The sequence below is a fragment of the Agrobacterium vitis genome (genome assembly GCF_013426735.1).
GTDB lineage: Bacteria > Pseudomonadota > Alphaproteobacteria > Rhizobiales > Rhizobiaceae > Allorhizobium > Allorhizobium vitis_D.
Window position 1 is genome coordinate 2,249,674 of record NZ_AP023272.1, and the last position, 16,360, is coordinate 2,266,033.

A 16,360-nucleotide genomic window follows, 5' to 3' on the forward strand; every position below is an offset into this window, starting at 1 on the left:
TTATTTGTCTTTCCGGAAGAGCAGGCTGGAATCGCCGTAGGAGTAGAAACGGTAACCGTTCTCGATCGCATGGGCATAAGCGGCCCGCATGGTTTCAAGTCCGGCAAACGCCGAAACCAGCATGAATAGCGTGGATTTCGGCAGGTGAAAATTGGTCATCAGCACATCCACCGCCTTGAAGCGATAGCCCGGCGTGATGAAAATGCCTGTCGCATCTGACCAGGGCAGAAGACGGCCATCCTCGCTGGCAGCGCTTTCCAGCAGCCGCAATGATGTGGTGCCGACACTGACGATCCGCCCGCCCCGCGCCTTGACCGCGTTCAGGGCCTCCGCCGTCTCAGCCGAGACATGGCCGATTTCCTGATGCATCTTGTGGTCGTCGGTATCGTCGGCCTTGACCGGCAGGAAGGTGCCCGCGCCGACATGCAGCGTCACGAAATGACGCTCGATCCCGGCTTTATCCAGCGCCTCGAACAGGGCAGGCGTGAAGTGCAGACCGGCGGTTGGTGCGGCAACCGCCCCCTCTTCCCGGGCATAAATGGTCTGATAATCGGTGCGGTCCTGGCCGTCTTCCGGGCGTTTCGCGGCAATATAGGGCGGCAGTGGGATATGGCCGACACCCGCAATCGCCTGGTCGAGATCAGGACCGGAGGCGGCAAATTCCAAATCGATTTCGCCCGCCTCGCCTTTTTCTGTTACCCTCGCCAGCAGGCCGTCGAAATCAATGACATCGCCTTGCTTTATCCGTTTGCCCGGCCTTGCAAAGGCTTTCCAGCGATTGGCGGCAACGCGCATATGCAGCGTGCAGGACACCGGCGTGCGCTCGGCCCCTTCCCGGATGCGAACACCTTCCAACTGGGCTGGAATGACCTTGGTGTCGTTGAAGACAAGCGCATCCCCTGCCCTCAGGAAGGACGGTAACTCGAAAACCCGGCGATCTTCCAGCATTGGCACCCCAGCCGGGCGAACGACCAAAAACCGCGCCTGATCGCGCGGACTGGCCGGGCGCAGTGCGATATTTTCGTCTGGAAGGTCGAAATCGAACAGGTCTACACGCATGATACCGCAACAGGATTTGAAACGCGAAAACCCGCCCCGGCGCCGAAGCACCGGAGCGGGCTGACAGAAAAGCCGAAATCAGGCGTCGGCGGCGACTTTCATCGAGATGATCGAATCCGGATCGGTGACTGGCTCGCCCTTCTTGACGGCGTCGATGACATCCATACCTTCGATGACCTGGCCCCAAACGGAATATTGCTTGTTCAGCCAAGGCGCATCGGTGAAGCAGATGAAGAATTGCGAATTGGCAGAGTTCGGGCTTTGCGAACGGGCCATGGAGCAGGTGCCGCGCACATGTGGCGTGGCCGAAAATTCAGCCTTCAGGTCCGGCTTGTCGGAGCCGCCCATGCCAGCGCGGCCAGGGTTGAAGCTTTCGCCACCCTTCTTGCCGAATTTCACGTCGCCAGTCTGGGCCATGAAATCGGGAATGACACGGTGGAAAACCACGCCATCATAGGCGCCTTCGCGGGCCAATTCCTTGATGCGTGCGACATGGCCGGGGGCCAGATCAGGGAAAAGGCTGATAACGACCTTGCCCTTGGTGGTTTCCAGGATGACGGTATTTTCCGGATCTTTGATCTCGGCCATGATTTTCTCCTTGGTATTCCGATTTTCTCGGACTTTTAATGGTCATGCCCTCCTCGCCTGCCCGGACAGGCTGGCAAGAGGGGCGATGCGCGGTGGTAAATTACTTCTTTCCGAGGGTGACCTTGATCATCCGGTCGGGATCGCTGACCTCACCATTGCCGCCCTGGCCGCGCTTGATCTTATCGACAAATTCCATGCCGGAGACAACCTTGCCAACTGCGGTATATTGGCCGTTCAGGAAGCTGCCGTCACCGAACATGATGAAAAATTGCGAATTGGCAGAATTGGGATCCTGGGAACGGGCCATGCCGACTGTGCCACGCACAAAAGGTGTCTTGGAAAACTCAGCGGGAATATTCGGCAGCTTGGAAGCGCCGGTGCCTGCGCGGCTCTTGTCGAAGCCGGATTTCATATTGCCATATTGCACGTCGCCGGTCTGGGCCATGAAGCCCTCGATGACGCGGTGAAAGGCGACGTTGTCATATTGACCCTGGCTCACCAGCGTCTTGATCTGCGCCACATGCTTTGGTGCGACCTCCGGCATCAGTTGCACGACGACCGGGCCGTCCTTCAGCTGGATGGTCATGGTGTTATCACCAGAGGCGGCCTGGGCCATGGCGTTGGTGGCAAGGGAGGAAAGCGCGAGCAGGCCCGCGAAAGCAAGAGACACGAGTTTCATGAAGGCTCCGTAATTTCTCGGATCGGCTCAAGTCTTGAGCCGGGATTTCAATGCCCGCGACACCTGCGGGGGGACAAAGGCGCTGACATCACCGCCCATGGTGGCGATTTGCCGGACCAATGTGGCCGTTATGGGCCGCGACGCCGTGCCGGCTGGCAAGAAGACTGTTTGCAGATCTGGCGCCATCTGCCGGTTCATGCCCGCAAGTTGCATTTCATAGTCGAGATCTGACCCATCGCGCAGGCCGCGAACTAGCAAGGTCGCCCCGTGCTGGCGAGCGGCATCGACGGCCAGACCATCGAAAGCGATGACCGAAACATCCCCTGCCCGCAAAGGCACAGCCTCGCCAAGGCTGGTCGCAATCAGTTCTGCGCGCTCCTCGAAGCTGAACATCGGCACTTTACCAGGATGAATGCCGATTCCGACGACAACCTTGGGAACGACATTCAGCGCCTGAACCAGGACATCCAGGTGGCCATTGGTCATCGGGTCGAAAGAGCCCGGATAAAAGGCAATTGTCATCGGTCCGCCTCGATCTCTTTATGTCCGCCTTTTGTCACGGACAGGCTGGAACCGCAAGCGCCTACTGTCCCGGTTTTTACCCGTGTTTCGTTCATATTTGTGGCCAGATCGTTCCCTGCCTGCCCCATGAATGCCTGATGAACGGCACATTCAGGCTCGCTTCAAGGCCGGGTGTTTATACAGGGATCATGTTCAACGACAAGGCCAAGAGAGCAAACAATGCTTGTAGTTGTTTTGAGTATCGCAATTGCCAGCGCATTTGTTCTTGAAGCATTGGTTGCTTGGTTTGATGAACATGAAGACGACTGCTTCGCATTTCTGGCCGCTCAGATGAACGCCAGATGAACGGAGTGTTAAGGGCAGCTTCAGCACGGCTTTTGTAAAAAGAGTGCACTGCTCACAGGAACAAGACGCGGTTGCAGCCATTGTTGCTGCAACTGACCCCGTCAAAACGAAGGACGAAACCCATGCTTGATAAAGTGACGATGATTAATCTGGTTTGGACTGCCATGATCGGCGCTATGCTGGCAACGAGCATTGGTTTTCACATGAACGAAGACCGCGCCCCTTCCAATTTCCGTACGTCGATTTCGCAGCCTTACCACAGCGCCAGCCGCTGATTGGAACCTTGGTGCAGGATTTTCGTTGAGACTGGATAAGTGATGATCAGACACAAAGGAAAACAAGATGTTCTTGCTTCTCGGCGTGCTCTCGGCTGCTATCAGCGCGATGTTTGTCTACTCTGTCGTTTCGACGATCTCTGCGCTACGTCGTGAGCAAGATGATTTGCGATCCCTGTTGAAATAATTGAATTCTACCCGGATCTATGAGAAACGCCTCGCCTTTCATCTGAAAGCGAGGCGTTTCTTTTTGTGACATTATTTTATGGCAGAAATAGGCTCTGATCAGACGTGGACTGCCTGCCGCTGCTTGGCAAGTTCAGCCAAATCTGCGGCCTTCAACTCCACCGACTCGCCACAGCCACAGGCCGAGGTCTGGTTCGGATTGCGGAAGGTGAAGCCAGAGCGCAGGGTCGTGGTTTCGAAATCGATTTCCGTACCCAAAAGATAGAGCACAGCGGCAGGCTCCAGCCATACGGAGGCGCCGTCGCGGGCAATCAGGTCATCCCTCGGGTTAGGCTCCGTCACCAGGTCGATGGTATATTCCATCCCCGCACAGCCACCCTTCTTGATGCCGACACGAATGCCCTTGGCATCGGGGCCGGAATTCTCGACAATTTCCTTGACGCGGGCTGCTGCCGCATCGGTCATGGTCATCACCGCAAAGCCCATAGGCTTTCTCCTTTTCACAGCCGGGTTCAAGGCCCGGTGTTTTTTAAAAGTGGGTTCGGTTTCTTAACCGGAACAGTGCCAGACAAAACCGGCATGTTGACAATGTAATAGGCAGCTTGCCTTTCAGCAAGCCGCCTTTACTCAATACCAGCCGATCGAGACCTGCGCCTCTTCAGACATCCGGTCCGGTGTCCATGGTGGATCGAAGGTCATTTCCACCTGCACGCCGGAAACACCCTCCACCGAGCCAACCGCATTTTCCACCCAGCCTGGCATTTCGCCAGCCACCGGGCAGCCGGGTGCCGTCAGTGTCATCATGATTTTCACCATGCGGTCGTCTTCAATATCGACCTTGTAGATCAGGCCAAGCTCAAAAATATCCGCCGGAATTTCCGGGTCATAGACGGTTTTCAGCGCCGAAATGATATCGTCCGACAAGCGGGCGACTTCCTCCGGTGGGATGCTGGAATGAACGATGCCTTCGCGCGCATCCGGCTTCTCGTCATTTTTACTGGTATTCATATCGCTGACGCTCATGGTTTCAATCCTCAGCCGAAGAAGGTCTTGGCATAGTCAAGCGCTTCCACCAGCGCATCGATTTCTTCACGGGTATTATATAGGCCAAAAGAGGCCCGGCAGGTAGAGGTAACACCGAAACGCGACAGCAATGGCTGGGCGCAATGCGTGCCAGCCCGAACCGCCACACCGCGCCGGTCGATCAGCATCGATACGTCATGGGCGTGGATACCCTTGAGCTCAAAGGAGAAGATCGCGCCCTTGCCCGGTGCATTGCCGAAAATCCGCAGCGAATTGATCGCCGTCAGCCGCTCATGGGCATAGGCCGTCAAATCGGCTTCATGCGCGGCAATCGCCTCGCGGCCAAGACCCTCGATATAATCCAGCGCATGGCCAAGCCCAATGGCCTGAACAATTGGCGGCGTTCCTGCCTCAAACCGATGCGGCGGATCATTGTACGTCACCATATCCTCGGTGACATCGACAATCATTTCGCCGCCGCCCATGAAGGGCTGCATGGCGCGCAACCGGTCCATCTTGCCATAGAGCACGCCGATGCCGGACGGGCCGTAAAGCTTGTGGCCGGTCATCACATACCAGTCGCAGTCGATGTCTTGCACATCGACCGGCATATGCACCGCCGCCTGGCTACCATCGACCAGCACCGGAATGCCGCGCTCCCTGGCGATCCGGCAAATTTCCTTGACCGGAACCACGGTTCCGAGCGCATTGGACATATGGGTGACAGCAATTAGCTTGGTGCGGTTGGTCAGCCGCTTTTCGAATTCCTCGATGTGGAAGGCACCATCATCATCCACCGGCACCCAGACCAGCTTTGCCCCCTTGCGTTCCCGCAGGAAATGCCAGGGAACGATATTGGAGTGATGCTCCATAATGGTCAGGAGGATTTCATCGCCCTCGCCGATCTCTTTCATGCCATGGCCATAAGCCACCGTATTGATAGCTTCGGTTGAAGACTTGGTGAAAATCACCTCGTCCACCGATCCGGCATTCAGAAAGCGCCGCACTTTTTCGCGGGCCGCTTCATAAGCATCGGTCGCGGCATTGGACAGAAAATGCAGGCCGCGGTGCACATTGGCATATTCGTTGGAATAGGCATGGCTGATGGCATTGATCACCACCTGGGGTTTTTGCGCAGACGCACCGTTATCCAGGTAGACCAGCGGTTTATCGCCATGCACCAGCCGCGACAGGATCGGGAAATCCTTTCGGACGGCCTCGACATCATAGGTCGATGGAAGTTTCGCCAGATTAAGCGTCATAGCTTATAAACTCCATGAGCGAACCATCCGGATCGCGAAAATAGAGGCTTGTTCCCTCGCCCATAGCGCCGAAACGACGAACGGGTCCCAGTTCGATGTCTATCCCTTGGGCCTCGAGATGGGCCTTGGCATCGCTGATCTTTCCACGCCAGCGGAAGCAAAGATCGCTGTTTCCCGGAGCGACAGGAATGCGGGCCACCGGCGTGCCGATTGCGCCGGGGCCATGAACATTCAACTGCTGTGCACCAAGCCGAAAAACATATCCTCCGGCTGCCGTGGCGACCGCTTCAGCCTCGATCACGTTCGTGTAGAAATCGCGTGCCCGTTCCCAATCGGAAACATGGATCACGGCGTGATCAAGGTTGACGGGGAGATCAGCCATGGGTCTCCAGCCAGTCGGAGATCACCCCTTCCAGGGCCTCGACCAGTTCCTCATCTTCGAGCTCTTCCACCAATTCGGCGACGAAAGCCTTGATCAGCAGCCCACGGGCGACTTTTTGCGGGATGCCGCGCGCCATCAGGTAATAGAGGTGGTTGTGGTCGATATCGGCAACCGTTGCACCATGGGCGCATTGCACGTCATCGACAAAGATTTCCAGCTCCGGCTTTACCGAATATTCGGCATCGTCAGACATCAGCAGCGTGTTGCAGGCCATGCGTGCATCGGTCTTCTGGGCGTCGGGAGCAACCCGGATCTGGCCCTGGAAGACGCCACGCGCCCGGTCGAACACCACATTGCGGATCACTTCCGTCGAGGTGGTGTTCGGCACGTCATGACCAAGCGTCATGGTCACATCCGTATGGCTTTCGCCACCAAGAAGGTTGACAGCGCGGAGCGTGAAATCGGAGCCTTCGCCTGCCGTTCTGACATGGATTTCCTGGCGCACCAGCTTGCCGCCAGCGTTGATCACGAATAGCTTCAGCTTGGCATTGGTCCCCAGCACGACCTTGATCTGGCCGAGATGAGTGTCGGCAAGACCTTGGGTCTGCACGATGATCCACGTCACTTCGGCACCCTCGCCCAAGTCCAGGTCGCTGACGCTGGAGATCAAGCCAGCGGTTTCGCCGGAATTGCGATGGCGCTCGATCACCGTTGCCTTTGAGCCAGAGCCGAAGCTTGCCACGAACCGAGAATGGCTCTGACCGCCACCCTGATAGGCCTGCAACTCGATCAGCCTCTCGACCTCGACATTGTCCTCGACGCTCAGCCGATAGCCGTCACGCACGAAACTGCCATTGATCCGGCCGATAGCGTCGTCCTTGGAGAAGGCGACCAGATCGGCCGCCGCCGTTCCATCCAGCAGGCTTTCGCTATAGGCACGCACCTTCACGCCATCTGGCGCAGAAACGTCGCGGCTCAGGCCTTGGCGTAGTTCAAAGATACGAGCCGCCTCGACCAGCGGTGCCACCGCCTTTGAAGGCGTTAGCGTTGCAGCGTCGGGGATGGCCCGTAGCAGGGTTTTCAGATCCGTATAATGCCAGGCTTCAACGCGACGCGTTGGCAGACCAGCCCGCTTCAGGTCATCAAACAGGATATCCCGCGCGCCCAATACCGTCCCATCGCCCGGCAAATCGCCGAGCTGGGCCGTATAGGCTTCGACCAGCGCAGCCTCGGCCGCTGTGGACCGATTGGCAGCTTGAATGTTCATTGCAACACTCCCTCTCCCGACCAATCAGGCCGCTTCGCCGATGATATCAGCATAGCCATTGGCTTCCAGATCAAGCGCCAGGCTCTTATCGCCGGTCTTGATGATCTGGCCCTTGTAGAGAACATGGACTGTATCCGGCACGATGTAATCCAGCAGGCGCTGATAGTGGGTGATGACGATGGTGGCGCGATCCGGAGACTTCAATGCATTGACGCCATCGGCAACGATCTTCAGCGCGTCGATGTCGAGGCCGCTATCGGTTTCATCCAGAATGCAAAGCTGCGGCGCCAGCAGCGCCATTTGCAGGATTTCCGCGCGCTTCTTCTCACCACCGGAGAAGCCGACATTCAGCGGACGCTTCAGCATGTCGGGGTTAATCTTCAACTCGCCAGCCGCTTCCTTCACCCGTCGGATGAAATCGGGCGTCGTCAGTTCAGCCTCACCACGTGCTTTGCGCTGTTCATTCATAGCCACCTTCAAAAACTGCATGGTGGCAACGCCCGGAATTTCGACCGGGTATTGGAAGGCCAGGAAAATGCCCTTGGCAGCGCGTTCCGCCGGGTCAAGCTCCAGAATGCTCTCGCCATTATAGAGGATCTCGCCCTCGGTGACTTCATAGTCCGAGCGGCCCGACAGGATGTAGGACAGCGTCGATTTACCCGAGCCATTCGGCCCCATGATCGCCGCCACTTCGCCAGCCTTGACCGTCAGGTTGAGGCCACGAATGATCTCCGTGCCGTCTTCCGCGATCCGGGCGTGAAGGTTTCTGATTTCAAGCATGTTCCAATTCCCTCATATGGCGGGTTTCAAGGACCCACATATTCAATCTAGCTGGAGCCCGGACATTCACCGTGTGCTCCGTCATCCTCGGGCTTGTCCCGAGGATCTAAGCCGCGTCAGTTATAATCGGTCCACATTTTCGTCTTGGGATGTGGACTGTAAACATTTTCTATTTCGTCGAGCCGTTCAAAAAGGTCCATCCACGTTGGATTGAGCCCTTCTATCAACCGAATTTTCCATTCACGCAAATAGCGCTTGAGGGATTTTTCACGCTGAATCGCCAGCACTATATTCGGATGAATTTCAAACCAAACAAGGTTCTTCGCTTTGTACTTCGAAGTGTAACCTTCATGGACGTTGTTTCGGTGCTCCCATGCCCGCTTTGCCAAATCGCTCGTTACACCGGTGTAAATAACACCACGCGGCTTATCGGCCATCATATAGACAAAGGCAGTCATCTATCCATTCCTGACCCCTCGCAGATCCTCGGGACAAGCCCGAGGATGACGGCGTGGACATGTATCACCCTACGCTGCCTTCCAGCGAAATCCCGATCAGCTTCTGCGCTTCAACCGCAAATTCCATCGGCAATTCCTGGATGACTTCGCGCACGAAACCATTGACGATCAGGGCGATTGCGGCTTCCTGGGGAATGCCGCGTTGCAGGCAATAGAACAGCTGGTCTTCCGAGATTTTCGAAGTTGTCGCCTCATGCTCGAACTGAGCAGACGAGTTCTTCGCCTCGATATAGGGCACAGTATGCGCCCCGCATTTGTCGCCGATCAGCAGGCTGTCGCACTGGGTGAAGTTACGAGCATTTTCAGCCTTGCGATGCGCAGAAACCTGGCCGCGATAGGTATTGCTGGAGAAGCCCGCCGAAATGCCCTTGGAGATGATGCGGCTCGACGTATTCTTGCCGAGATGGATCATCTTGGTGCCGCTATCGACCTGCTGATAACCGTTGGAAACGGCAATCGAGTAGAACTCACCGCGGCTGTCATCGCCGCGCAGAATGCAGGATGGATATTTCCAGGTGATTGCCGATCCGGTTTCGACCTGCGTCCACGAGATTTTCGAGCGCGCGCCACGGCAATCGCCACGCTTGGTGACGAAATTATAGATGCCGCCCTTGCCGTCCTTGTCGCCCGGATACCAGTTCTGTACGGTGGAATATTTAATCTCGGCATCGTCAAGCGCCACCAGCTCGACCACGGCGGCATGCAGCTGGTTTTCATCACGCTGCGGGGCTGTGCAGCCTTCCAGATAAGAGACGTAAGCCCCCTCTTCGGCAATGATCAGCGTACGTTCGAACTGGCCGGTGTTTTTCTCGTTGATGCGGAAATAGGTGGACAATTCCATCGGGCAGCGAACGCCCTTGGGAATGAACACAAACGAGCCATCGGTAAACACAGCCGAATTCAGCGTTGCATAATAATTGTCGGTGACTGGCACGACCGTGCCGAGATATTTCTTCACCAGATCAGGATATTCGCGCACGGCTTCCGAAATCGACATGAAGATCACGCCTGCCTTCATCAGCTCGGCCTTGAAGGTGGTGACAACGGAAACCGAGTCAAACACCGCATCGACGGCGATTTTCGAGGTCTGGACGCCTGCCAGGATTTCCTGCTCACGCAGCGGAATGCCCAGCTTTTCGTAGACCTTCAAAAGCTCAGGATCGACATCGTCGATCGAAGTCGGGCCAGCCGTGCTTTTCGGCGCGGCATAGTAATAGATATCGTTGAAGTCGATCTTCGGATAGTGGACGCGCGCCCACTCTGGCTCTTCCATCGTCAGCCAGCGCTGATAAGCATCCAGACGCCATTGCAGCATCCAGTCCGGCTCGTTCTTCTTTGCGGAAATGAAACGGACGATGTCTTCCGACAGGCCCTTCGGGGCCTTATCGACTTCGATCATGGTTTCAAAACCATACTTGTACTGATCGACGTCGATCTGGCGGACCTGATCGATCGTTTCTTGTACGGCAGCCATTAGCGTTCTCCAATCTCGCCGGGTCCAAGGTCCGGCAGCTTGTCAACGTTTCAGCGGGGGATCCGCTCTCATATAGGGAATGGAGATGAGTTTTCACCCCCAAACCTGTGTTTATTCCGCCTCTTCAGGCACTCTTTTCGCGTCTCACGCCGCATGACCGGCAAGCTGGCGCCGCCCCGCAATCCTGGCGAAAACCGAGACGACCCTCTCGATATCCTCCGCCGTGGTGGCGGGACCGATCGACAGCCGCAAGCCGCCAATGCCAGCATCCAATCCCATCGCCGTCAAAACATGGCTCTGTCCAACCTTGCCGGACGAACAGGCCGCTCCCGCCGACAGCGCCACGCCTTCCAGATCAAAGGCGATCTGCCCAGTTTCCGCCTTAAGTCCTGGCAGCGTGAAAAAACTCGTATTGCCGATACGTGTCTGACCTGCGCCGTGGATCACCAGATCGGGCGCGATGCTGCGCATGCCTGTTTCCAAAGCATCTCGCAAGGCCGCAATCTGCAAATTGCGATTTATCAAGTCTTTTGTAGCATGGTCCGCAGCAGCGCCGAAGCCCGCAATTGCGCCAAGGTTCTCCGTGCCGCCGCGATGGCCCTTTTCCTGGCCGCCGCCGCGCACCAGCGGCTCCGGCATCAGCGCCTCGCCGCGAGCAACCACGGCGCCAGCCCCTTTGGGGCCGCCAAGTTTGTGAGCCGATAGAATCAGGAAATCCGCATCCAGGGCCGCAATATCCACCGGGATACGCCCAACCGCCTGAACCGCATCCACCAGCAGCAATCCGCCCTTGGCGTGAACCAGTTTCCCCACCGCTTCGACCGGCTGGATAACGCCGGTTTCATTGTTAGCCAGCATGACAGCCACCAGCGGCATGCCCTGATCGGCAGGGTGGTCGGCCAGCGCCCGTTCCAGGGCATCGAGATCGATCACGCCCTGCCGGGTCACCGGGATTTCTGTCACACAGTCAGGAGAAAACCGTCCGCCTTGCCGCACGGCAGGATGTTCGATGGCCGAGACATAGGCTCGTCCGACAGCCAGCGGTGAACGGCCCATTCTATAGCGTGGCGACAGAACAAAATTTGCCGCTTCCGTTGCGGTCGAGGTGAAGATGACATTGGCAGGCGCGGCAGCGACGAGATCCGCCACCTGGCGGCGCGCCTTTTCAACCAGAGCGCGGGCAGTCCGGCCTTCAGCATGAACAGAGGATGGATTGCCTGGCATGGCCAAAGCAGCCAGCATGGCATCACGCGCTTCATTCAGAAGCGGCGCGGTGGCATTCCAGTCCATGTAAATGCGTTCGGCCATGTTTTCTCTGATATGGTCCACTTTGTTGTGCCGCGATCTTGACCCGAAGGGCGCAAAACCTGTGTATTGTCTTAAATCATGCCCTGTTTTCGGAGAAAATCATGCATCAGCCTTAGAAGATGCATTTTTCTTGAAATTTTCACCCCGACTGTCCTATGACACATTCAATAACACAGCGACCCATAATTTCGAATGGTTCTAAACTGGGTTTTAGAAAAGCTGAGTGCCCCCGTCAAGTCATCTTCCGACCTGCCAAGGGTGCGAAGGCAAAAAAACACGCCAAGACCGGAGTATCCATGCCCGAAGTCATTTTCAACGGACCCGCAGGACGTCTAGAGGGCCGCTACCAGCCTTCTAAGGAAAAGAGCGCCCCGATTGCGATCATCCTGCATCCGCATCCGCAATTTGGCGGCACGATGAACAACCAGATCGTTTATCAGTTGTTCTACATGTTCCAGAAGCGTGGTTTTACCACCCTGCGCTTCAACTTCCGCAGCATTGGCCGCAGCCAGGGTGAATTCGACCACGGCGCCGGCGAGTTGTCCGACGCGGCCTCGGCGCTGGATTGGGTGCAGAGCCTGCATCCCGATTCGAAAAGCTGTTGGGTTGCCGGCTATTCCTTCGGCTCGTGGATCGGCATGCAGCTGTTGATGCGCCGCCCGGAAATTGAAGGGTTTATATCGGTTGCGCCGCAGCCGAATACCTATGATTTCTCCTTCCTCGCCCCCTGCCCTTCATCGGGTCTGATCATCCATGGCGACGCCGACAAGGTTGCACCGGAAAAGGACGTTCAAGGACTGGTAGACAAGCTGAAGACCCAGAAGGGTATTCTGATCACCCAGAAGACCTTGCCCGGCGCCAACCATTTCTTCAATGGCCAGGTCGAAACGCTGATGGGCGAATGCGAGGATTATCTCGACCGCCGCCTTGAAGGCGAATTGGTGCCGGAACCGGCTGCCAAGCGGCTGCGCTAATCAGCACATCTTTCCTTTCCAAATAAAAACGCCGGTTGTTTCAACCGGCGTTTTTTGTGGCATAGTCTATGCGTCAACATTTGCTTCCAGAAGCTCTGGGCCAGAAGCTCAGGGAAGGAAAAGGGGATTGTCATGGACCTGCATTCAATGATCACCTTTGCGCTGGCCTTTCTGGTGTTTGCCGCCAGTCCCGGTCCTGATAATGTGACGATCATGGCCCGCACCCTTTCCCATGGGCCAGCGTCGGGTCTTGCCTATGGCCTGGGTACGGTAACCGGCATCCTGATTTATTTGACGCTTGCGTTTTTCGGCCTGTCCGTGCTGGCGCAGGATATGGGCTGGTTGATGGAGCTTTTGCGCTATGGCGGTGCGGTTTATCTCATCTGGATGGGTGTCCGCCTCTGGATGGCAAAGCCGGTCCTGCCGCAGATGGTGCCTATGGAGCGCCGTGGATCACTGTTTCCCGTGTACCTGACAGGTTTTGCGCTCAATCTCGGCAATCCGAAAATGCCGCTTTTCTATCTGGCGCTGCTGCCGAATTTCGTACCCGCATCCTTCAATGCGTCGGCGTTGATCGACATTATCGGGATCATTCTTGCGGTCGAGACCGTGGTGATCGGTGGCCATATCTTTCTGGCGGAACGGGCCAGACGCCTCCTGAAAACACCCCGTAGCGTGGCGCTGATCAACCGCACGACCGGAGGTTTTTTGGGTGCTGCCGGGCTGGCTATTCTCGCATCGGGCCGCGGAAATTGAAGTTTCGTTAAGCTTTATGGCGCAGCGAAGGGCGTATTCCTTGACTTTGAGGCGTTTTCGGCCTATCCCGCGCTGGCGTTAACGCCTGTTCGCGGGCGATTCATCTTGAGTTCGCAAGAACGGAACGGAAAACATTTCCCTTTGACCACATTCGCTGACCTTGGCCTGAGCCAAAAAGTTCTTTCCGCTGTAACTGATGCCGGCTACACCGTGCCGACACCAATCCAGGCTGGCGCCATTCCGCCGGCCCTGATGCGCCGCGACATTTGCGGCATTGCCCAGACGGGCACAGGCAAGACGGCGTCCTTCGTACTGCCGATGCTGACATTGCTCGAAAAAGGCCGCGCACGCGCGCGCATGCCACGCACGCTGATTATGGAGCCGACGCGCGAACTTGCAGCCCAGGTGGCCGAGAATTTCGAAAAATACGGCAAGAATCACAAGCTCAACATTGCCCTGCTGATCGGCGGCGTTTCGTTCGATGAACAGGATCGCAAGCTGGAACGTGGCGCTGATGTGCTGATCTGCACGCCTGGCCGCCTGCTGGACCATTGCGAGCGCGGCAAGCTGCTGATGACCGGCGTCGAAATCCTCGTTATCGACGAAGCCGACCGCATGCTGGACATGGGCTTCATTCCCGATATCGAGCGCATCGCCAAGCTCATTCCCTTTACCCGTCAGACGCTGTTCTTCTCGGCTACCATGCCGCCGGAAATCCAGAAGCTGGCCGACAAGTTCCTGCAAAATCCGGAACGGATCGAGGTGGCTCCGCCATCTTCGACTGCCAAGACGGTGACGCAGCGGCTGGTGGCCTGCCAGAACAAGGATTATGAAAAGCGCTCCACCCTGCGCGACATTATCCGCGCCCAGGACGATCTGAAGAACGCCATCATCTTCTGTAACAGGAAGAAGGATGTGGCCGATCTGTTCCGCTCGCTGGAGCGTCATGGTTTCTCGGTCGGCGCCCTGCATGGCGACATGGACCAGCGTTCGCGCACAAATATGCTGGCCGGTTTCAAGGACAATCAGATCACGCTTCTGGTCGCTTCCGACGTTGCGGCCCGTGGCCTCGATATTCCCGATGTCAGCCACGTGTTCAATTTCGACGTGCCGATCCATGCGGAAGACTATGTCCACCGCATCGGTCGTACCGGTCGTGCCGGTCGCTCCGGTCGTGCATTCACGCTGGTGACCAAGTCCGACGCGAAATATCTCGACGCGATTGAGAAGCTAATCGGTGAGAAGCCCGAATGGCTGGACGGCGATGTGGCCTCGCTACCGCCGATGGCTGAAGGTGATCGTGATGAGCGCCGTGGCCGTGGCGGCAAGAATGCTCGTGACAAGAGCGGTAGTGACAGAAGCGGTAGTGACCGGGGCCGTGGCCGGGAGCGCTCCAGAGACGGTGCGCGTGACGGTGACCGTGAACATCGCAGCAGTCACAAGCCTGACACGACAGAAGAGCAGATTAGCACCGAAGCGGCTGTAGAAGTCGTCGCAACCAAGGTGGATAGCGTGAAGCAAGAGCGCAAGACAGACAGACGGCCAAGCCAGGGCAACCGCGATTATCGCAATAATCAGGCGCCCAACCCGGCCAATGACGACCAGCGCGAACGCCGCCGCCAGCATTACCGCGACCATGATGACGGCCCGACTCCTGTTGGCTTCGGCGATGATATTCCTGCTTTCATGCTGATCGTTGCCAGCGCCAAAGCCTGATATGGTTCCCGGATTAGATTTTCCGGGCGTCGGCGTTGGCCTTGCCATTGTCAGGGATGGCAAGCTTTTGCTGTATAAGCGAATGCGCCCACCCGAATCCGGTTTTTGGAGTATTGTCGGCGGCAAGGTCGATCTGCTTGAACCTGCGGAACAAGCAGCCCGGCGTGAGGCCGAAGAAGAAACCGGCCTGAACATCGGCTCCGTGGAATTTGTCAGCGTCAGCGAACAGATCATCGCAGCCGACCGCCAGCATTGGGTCTCTCTTCTCTATAAGACCAGCGACATCTCCGGCGAAGCGACGCTGACAGAGCCTGATAAGCTTTCAGACTTCGGCTGGTTTGCGTTAGATGATCTGCCGCAGCCTTTATCGGCTTTTACAAAGGCTATACTGCCGTTTTTACGCTGATTTTTCCGCGGTCCGTGATGGATCGCCACCATCAAAGCATCCTGGAACAGTGTTGGTTGTGCGGCGTAACCGATTAAGCGCTCCTTGATACACAAGGTCTGCTGGTCCTGCTATAGTCCAGCGAGCCGGACGTCCGGGACGCAGCCTCTCCGAGACCATGATTGCCGATGTGGCAGCCATAAACAGAAGATGGTAGTCATGCACGGCGAATGGTAACACCATCAGCGCCCAGCAGGTACCAACACAAAGTCCGCCCTCGCGCAGGCCGTAGCGCAGGCAATCGCGATCTGCGGACCAGCCAAAAGCGTTCAATCGCGGCGTCCAGTGACACTGGTTCAAGATACGTTGTTTCCAGGGTGTGATTTGCCAGAAGCCGACGAGGCCCAATGCCAGCATCAGGACAGGCAGATCGACAAGGCTGGCAGCCACCCGCAGCAGCATGCCGATCACCACAAGCAGTGGTGCGCAAACAGCCCAGAGACCGCAATAACTGACGAAGAACATGCCCAGCGAGCGTATTCGCCGCCTCTTGAGGCTACGGTTCCAGATATGTTTGATCGGGTCGCGCAAAATCAATGACATCATTGCGATCAGCATGATCATCAGAGACAAGGCAACGCCGGTCACGGACATCATCCATATTTGCACCTGGAAGGCACGCCAGCCCCGGTCCAGAAGAGCGCCAGAGACCGAAATGCAAAGATCCAGAGCATCATTGCCATGGCTTGTGAAAGCCATGGCGAGCCAGCCGAGGAGGCTGAAGGTAAGCAAGGTGGGCCATGGCGGCTCCTTGAGCAAGGAGACCACGGCCCTGAGCCGAGACAGAGTGGGAGCCATGCT

The 16,360-nt window shown here is 57.0% G+C and carries 20 protein-coding genes; 6 read left to right on the forward strand and 14 right to left on the reverse strand.

Going from position 1 to position 16,360, the window contains the following annotated elements:
- The 4 genes from queA to coaD all read right to left on the reverse strand — a co-directional run bounded on the left by queA (position 1) and on the right by coaD (position 2,848).
- Positions 1-1,059, reverse strand: coding sequence for a tRNA preQ1(34) S-adenosylmethionine ribosyltransferase-isomerase QueA (queA, locus tag H1Y61_RS10345; RefSeq protein WP_180572549.1), 1,059 nt, complete (start codon positions 1,057-1,059; stop codon positions 1-3).
- Positions 1,060-1,137: 78 nt separating this feature from the next.
- Positions 1,138-1,647 (reverse strand): peptidylprolyl isomerase, encoded by a 510-nt coding sequence (locus H1Y61_RS10350; protein ID WP_041696653.1) that lies wholly within the window; start codon positions 1,645-1,647, stop codon positions 1,138-1,140.
- Between the two features lie 100 nt (positions 1,648-1,747).
- Positions 1,748-2,326: a peptidylprolyl isomerase gene (locus H1Y61_RS10355; RefSeq protein ID WP_180572550.1), complete on the reverse strand. Its 579-nt coding sequence runs from the start codon at positions 2,324-2,326 to the stop codon at positions 1,748-1,750.
- Positions 2,327-2,353: 27 nt separating this feature from the next.
- Positions 2,354-2,848, reverse strand: coding sequence for a pantetheine-phosphate adenylyltransferase (coaD, locus tag H1Y61_RS10360; RefSeq protein WP_015916166.1), 495 nt, complete (start codon positions 2,846-2,848; stop codon positions 2,354-2,356).
- A gap of 219 nt (positions 2,849-3,067) precedes the next feature.
- On the opposite strand from coaD, the gene H1Y61_RS26950 reads away from it, so the two are divergent.
- A complete protein-coding gene (locus tag H1Y61_RS26950; protein ID WP_267889559.1) occupies positions 3,068-3,193 on the forward strand; it encodes a hypothetical protein in 126 nt (41 codons plus the stop codon).
- Between the two features lie 122 nt (positions 3,194-3,315).
- A complete protein-coding gene (locus H1Y61_RS10365; RefSeq protein WP_156536474.1) occupies positions 3,316-3,468 on the forward strand; it encodes a hypothetical protein in 153 nt (50 codons plus the stop codon).
- A gap of 285 nt (positions 3,469-3,753) precedes the next feature.
- Here the strand turns inward: H1Y61_RS10365 and sufA are convergent, their stop codons facing one another.
- The 9 genes from sufA to H1Y61_RS10410 all read right to left on the reverse strand — a co-directional run bounded on the left by sufA (position 3,754) and on the right by H1Y61_RS10410 (position 11,668).
- Complete coding sequence (gene sufA / locus H1Y61_RS10370; protein WP_015916165.1) at positions 3,754-4,140, reverse strand: Fe-S cluster assembly scaffold SufA; 387 nt, start codon at positions 4,138-4,140, stop codon at positions 3,754-3,756.
- A gap of 141 nt (positions 4,141-4,281) precedes the next feature.
- Positions 4,282-4,662: an SUF system Fe-S cluster assembly protein gene (locus H1Y61_RS10375; protein WP_015916164.1), complete on the reverse strand. Its 381-nt coding sequence runs from the start codon at positions 4,660-4,662 to the stop codon at positions 4,282-4,284.
- Positions 4,663-4,688: 26 nt separating this feature from the next.
- Entirely contained in the window at positions 4,689-5,939 is a 1,251-nt protein-coding gene (locus H1Y61_RS10380; RefSeq protein ID WP_180572551.1) for a cysteine desulfurase, read from the reverse strand.
- Entirely contained in the window at positions 5,929-6,321 is a 393-nt protein-coding gene (locus H1Y61_RS10385; protein ID WP_180572552.1) for a VOC family protein, read from the reverse strand. Before H1Y61_RS10385 ends, H1Y61_RS10380 begins: the two co-directional genes overlap by 11 nt.
- Positions 6,314-7,588, reverse strand: a complete 1,275-nt coding sequence (gene sufD, locus H1Y61_RS10390) for a Fe-S cluster assembly protein SufD (RefSeq protein ID WP_180572553.1) — start codon at positions 7,586-7,588, stop codon at positions 6,314-6,316. Before sufD ends, H1Y61_RS10385 begins: the two co-directional genes overlap by 8 nt.
- A 24-nt stretch (positions 7,589-7,612) precedes the next feature.
- Positions 7,613-8,368 (reverse strand): Fe-S cluster assembly ATPase SufC, encoded by a 756-nt coding sequence (sufC, locus tag H1Y61_RS10395; protein WP_015916160.1) that lies wholly within the window; start codon positions 8,366-8,368, stop codon positions 7,613-7,615.
- 116 nt (positions 8,369-8,484) lie between these two features.
- Entirely contained in the window at positions 8,485-8,826 is a 342-nt protein-coding gene (locus H1Y61_RS10400) for a GIY-YIG nuclease family protein (protein ID WP_180572554.1), read from the reverse strand.
- A gap of 64 nt (positions 8,827-8,890) precedes the next feature.
- Positions 8,891-10,360, reverse strand: coding sequence for a Fe-S cluster assembly protein SufB (gene sufB, locus H1Y61_RS10405; RefSeq protein WP_174110855.1), 1,470 nt, complete (start codon positions 10,358-10,360; stop codon positions 8,891-8,893).
- A gap of 144 nt (positions 10,361-10,504) precedes the next feature.
- Positions 10,505-11,668, reverse strand: a complete 1,164-nt coding sequence (locus H1Y61_RS10410) for a cysteine desulfurase family protein (protein WP_180572555.1) — start codon at positions 11,666-11,668, stop codon at positions 10,505-10,507.
- A 296-nt stretch (positions 11,669-11,964) separates the two neighbouring features.
- Between H1Y61_RS10410 and H1Y61_RS10415 the strand changes: the two genes are divergently transcribed.
- From H1Y61_RS10415 to H1Y61_RS10430, 4 genes are all read left to right on the forward strand, one after another.
- A complete protein-coding gene (locus tag H1Y61_RS10415) occupies positions 11,965-12,642 on the forward strand; it encodes an alpha/beta hydrolase (protein WP_015916157.1) in 678 nt (225 codons plus the stop codon).
- Positions 12,643-12,774: 132 nt separating this feature from the next.
- Positions 12,775-13,398 (forward strand): LysE family translocator, encoded by a 624-nt coding sequence (locus tag H1Y61_RS10420; RefSeq protein ID WP_180572556.1) that lies wholly within the window; start codon positions 12,775-12,777, stop codon positions 13,396-13,398.
- Positions 13,399-13,539: 141 nt separating this feature from the next.
- Positions 13,540-15,114 carry a DEAD/DEAH box helicase gene (locus tag H1Y61_RS10425; protein ID WP_180572557.1) on the forward strand — a complete coding sequence of 525 codons (1,575 nt, stop codon included), beginning with the start codon at positions 13,540-13,542 and terminating at the stop codon, positions 15,112-15,114.
- Between the two features lies 1 nt (position 15,115).
- Entirely contained in the window at positions 15,116-15,520 is a 405-nt protein-coding gene (locus tag H1Y61_RS10430; protein WP_180572558.1) for an NUDIX domain-containing protein, read from the forward strand.
- On the opposite strand, the gene H1Y61_RS10435 is transcribed toward H1Y61_RS10430, so the two are convergent.
- A complete protein-coding gene (locus H1Y61_RS10435; protein WP_180572559.1) occupies positions 15,512-16,357 on the reverse strand; it encodes a copper chaperone in 846 nt (281 codons plus the stop codon). The two genes, H1Y61_RS10430 and H1Y61_RS10435, sit on opposite strands and share 9 nt — an antisense overlap.
- Between the last annotated feature and the right edge of the window lie 3 nt (positions 16,358-16,360).

Bases quoted from the DNA above. Each gene is read 5' to 3' on its own strand.
- queA (WP_180572549.1), bottom strand. From the start codon at position 1,059: ATGCGTGTAGACCTGTTCGATTTCGACCTTCCAGACGAAAATATCGCA.
- H1Y61_RS10350 (WP_041696653.1), bottom strand. From the start codon at position 1,647: ATGGCCGAGATCAAAGATCCGGAAAATACCGTCATCCTGGAAACCACC.
- H1Y61_RS10355 (WP_180572550.1), bottom strand. From the start codon at position 2,326: ATGAAACTCGTGTCTCTTGCTTTCGCGGGCCTGCTCGCGCTTTCCTCC.
- coaD (WP_015916166.1), bottom strand. From the start codon at position 2,848: ATGACAATTGCCTTTTATCCGGGCTCTTTCGACCCGATGACCAATGGC.
- H1Y61_RS26950 (WP_267889559.1), top strand. From the start codon at position 3,068: ATGCTTGTAGTTGTTTTGAGTATCGCAATTGCCAGCGCATTTGTTCTT.
- H1Y61_RS10365 (WP_156536474.1), top strand. From the start codon at position 3,316: ATGCTTGATAAAGTGACGATGATTAATCTGGTTTGGACTGCCATGATC.
- sufA (WP_015916165.1), bottom strand. From the start codon at position 4,140: ATGGGCTTTGCGGTGATGACCATGACCGATGCGGCAGCAGCCCGCGTC.
- H1Y61_RS10375 (WP_015916164.1), bottom strand. From the start codon at position 4,662: ATGAATACCAGTAAAAATGACGAGAAGCCGGATGCGCGCGAAGGCATC.
- H1Y61_RS10380 (WP_180572551.1), bottom strand. From the start codon at position 5,939: ATGACGCTTAATCTGGCGAAACTTCCATCGACCTATGATGTCGAGGCC.
- H1Y61_RS10385 (WP_180572552.1), bottom strand. From the start codon at position 6,321: ATGGCTGATCTCCCCGTCAACCTTGATCACGCCGTGATCCATGTTTCC.
- sufD (WP_180572553.1), bottom strand. From the start codon at position 7,588: ATGAACATTCAAGCTGCCAATCGGTCCACAGCGGCCGAGGCTGCGCTG.
- sufC (WP_015916160.1), bottom strand. From the start codon at position 8,368: ATGCTTGAAATCAGAAACCTTCACGCCCGGATCGCGGAAGACGGCACG.
- H1Y61_RS10400 (WP_180572554.1), bottom strand. From the start codon at position 8,826: ATGACTGCCTTTGTCTATATGATGGCCGATAAGCCGCGTGGTGTTATT.
- sufB (WP_174110855.1), bottom strand. From the start codon at position 10,360: ATGGCTGCCGTACAAGAAACGATCGATCAGGTCCGCCAGATCGACGTC.
- H1Y61_RS10410 (WP_180572555.1), bottom strand. From the start codon at position 11,668: ATGGCCGAACGCATTTACATGGACTGGAATGCCACCGCGCCGCTTCTG.
- H1Y61_RS10415 (WP_015916157.1), top strand. From the start codon at position 11,965: ATGCCCGAAGTCATTTTCAACGGACCCGCAGGACGTCTAGAGGGCCGC.
- H1Y61_RS10420 (WP_180572556.1), top strand. From the start codon at position 12,775: ATGGACCTGCATTCAATGATCACCTTTGCGCTGGCCTTTCTGGTGTTT.
- H1Y61_RS10430 (WP_180572558.1), top strand. From the start codon at position 15,116: ATGGTTCCCGGATTAGATTTTCCGGGCGTCGGCGTTGGCCTTGCCATT.
- H1Y61_RS10435 (WP_180572559.1), bottom strand. From the start codon at position 16,357: ATGGCTCCCACTCTGTCTCGGCTCAGGGCCGTGGTCTCCTTGCTCAAG.